The sequence below is a fragment of the Methylobacterium sp. J-070 genome, assembly GCF_022829385.1.
Classification (GTDB): Bacteria; Pseudomonadota; Alphaproteobacteria; order Rhizobiales; family Beijerinckiaceae; genus Methylobacterium.
Genome location: NZ_JAKSXX010000256.1, coordinates 1 through 2,239 on the forward strand (window position 1 = coordinate 1; position 2,239 = coordinate 2,239).

Annotated in this window: 2 protein-coding genes and 1 pseudogene; 1 reads left to right on the forward strand and 2 read right to left on the reverse strand. The window is 69.7% G+C overall.

Annotation, left to right across the window (positions count from 1 at the left end; translation table 11 throughout):
* Positions 1-141, forward strand: a pseudogene (locus MKL01_RS30175) (DDE-type integrase/transposase/recombinase); the annotation flags it as partial.
* 149 nt (positions 142-290) lie between these two features.
* Here MKL01_RS30175 and istB read toward each other — a convergent pair.
* Positions 291-1,034 carry an IS21-like element helper ATPase IstB gene (gene istB, locus MKL01_RS30180; protein WP_243908869.1) on the reverse strand — a complete coding sequence of 248 codons (744 nt, stop codon included), beginning with the start codon at positions 1,032-1,034 and terminating at the stop codon, positions 291-293.
* Positions 1,035-1,045: 11 nt separating this feature from the next.
* Positions 1,046-2,173: an IS21 family transposase gene (istA, locus tag MKL01_RS30185; protein WP_243908870.1), complete on the reverse strand. Its 1,128-nt coding sequence runs from the start codon at positions 2,171-2,173 to the stop codon at positions 1,046-1,048.
* Positions 2,174-2,239: the final 66 nt, after the last annotated feature.

Consider the following 2,239-nt stretch of genomic DNA (forward strand, 5'->3'; position numbering starts at 1 on the left):
GGTCTGCTACCCCGCACGCCGGTCCACTACGTGACCAAACACCTGCAGCAAGGCATTGAAAGCGACCACTTCCGGGTGAAACGAGCGATGCCAAGAGTGGGCGGCTTCCGCTCGTTCAACACGGCCCGGCGCACGATCCGCTGCGTATTCCGACGAAGCCGGCCGGGGATTCCGATTTGAAGTCGGCCGTCATTCCGAGGCGAAGCCGGCCACCGGTCCGATCTGAAGCCGGCCAGCGATGGGGCGCTCCCGCGGGTCTGAGGTGAAGATCACGAGGTCGGTTCAACAGGTCAAGCGGCGGGCTCGGCCGCCTTGCGTTTGCGCAGGCTCTCGCCGGCGAGTTCGATGCGGTGGGCGTTGTGCAGCAGCCGGTCGAGGACGGCATCGGCGAGCGTGGGGATGCCGATGATCTCGTACCAGCGATCCACCGGCACCTGGCTGGTGATCAGGGTCGAGCCGGCGTCGTAGCGGTCCTCGACGATCTCGAGGAGATCGCGCGCCTGTTCGGGCTGGAGCGGCTCGGGGCCCCAATCGTCGAGGATCAGCAGGTTCACCTTGGCGATCTGGCGCAGCAGCCGGCCGTAGCGGCCATCGCCACGCGCGAGGCTGAGCGCCGCAAACAGCCGCGGGACCCGGTAGTACAGGACCGAGAGGTCGTCCCGGCAGGCCTTGTGCCCGAGCGCGCAGGCCAGCCAACTCTTGCCCACGCCGCAGGGGCCGGTGATCACGAGGTTGCGCCGGGTCCGGATCCAGTCGCCACTGGCGAGCTTGAGGAACAGGGCACGGTCCAATCCGCGATGGCTGCGGTAATCGACGTCCTCGATACTGGCGGGATGGCGCAGCCGTGCGGCGCGGGCGCGGGCCTCGAAGCGCTTCTGCCGCCGAGCCGTGGCCTCGTGGTCGAGGAGCAATCCGAGCCACTCGGCGTGGCCGAGGGCGCGGGCCTCCGGGTTGGCGTCCAGCACCTTGAAGCCCGAGGCCATGCCGCTCAAGCCGAGTTCGTGCAGGAGATCGAGGGTGGGATGGGTGAGCATCGGCATCTCCGTCAGTGGAAGTAGCGCGGGCCGCGTAGGTTGGGGTGGAGCATCACCGGGACGGCCTCGGCCGGCGGGGCCGCGCGGTTGAGGCCATTGGCCAGGATCGAGGCGATGCTCTTGTAGGTGAGCGCGCCGAGCGCCACGGCTCGGGCCGAGGCGGCCTCCGCCCGGCCGGGGTCGAGCCCGCGGTAGAGGCGCAGGATGCCCAGACAGGTACGGAAGCCCTGCTCGGGATGAGGCCGGTCGTGGAGGATGGCGATGACCAGCCCCTCCGTCTCCGGCCCGATGCCGCGCGCCCAGCGCCGGAAGCGCTCAGGGCTCCACTCGGCGTAGCGGCGATGGGCGCTGGGCATGTGGTCGGGATCGGTGCCGTGCCGCCGTCCGGTGTGGCGGCGTTCGTGGGCGGCGACGCGCTGACCGCGATGGAACACCTCGACGGTGCGCGCCGTGAGGCGGACGTCGACCTGCTCGCGGATCAGGGCGTGGGGCACCGAGTACAGGAAGCCGCCCGCCTCGACGTGGTAGTCGAGGTTGACCCGGGCCAGCCGCCACTCGGCGAAGGTGTAGTCCTGTTCCGGCAGCGGCCGCAGCGCCGCGCGCTCGATCGCCTCGAACAGGGCGCGGCGCGTGGTGCCGAGCCGGCGCATGCGGTGAGCGTTGATGCGCTCCACCATCGCGGCGATGGCGGCGTTGCACTCGGCCAGCGAGAAGAACGTCTGGCGCCGCAGCCGTCCCAGGATGTAGCTCTGGGCGAAGCGAACACCGGCCTCGACCTTGGCCTTGTCGCGCGGCTTGCGGGGCCGGGCCGGCAGGACGCCGACGCCGTAATGTTCGGCCATCATCCCGTAGGAGCGGTTGAGCTCGGGGTCATAGAACGACGCCTTGTGGACCCCGCTCTTGAGGTTGTCGGGCACGACGAGGCGGGGGACGCCGCCGAGGAAGCGGAACAGGTGGACATGCGCGCCGATCCAGTCGGGCAGCGTCTGCGTCCAGGTCGCCTCGGCGTAGGTCAGGCTCGATGCGCCGAGCACCGCCACGAAGATCTCGGCCTCGCGCATGATGCCGGTGGCCGGATCGACGATCTGGCGCAGCTTCAGCACCACCTGCTCCGCGCTCGTCTTCTGACCTCGCCGCATGTCCGACTCCTTCGATCCTGGCTGATCCTCTCAATCAGCCCGGTCCAAAGCCAGCCGGTCAGGTCA

Coding starts and splice junctions, on each gene's coding strand:
- istA (WP_243908870.1), bottom strand. CDS start 2,173: ATGCGGCGAGGTCAGAAGACGAGCGCGGAGCAGGTGGTGCTGAAGCTG.
- istB (WP_243908869.1), bottom strand. CDS start 1,034: ATGCTCACCCATCCCACCCTCGATCTCCTGCACGAACTCGGCTTGAGC.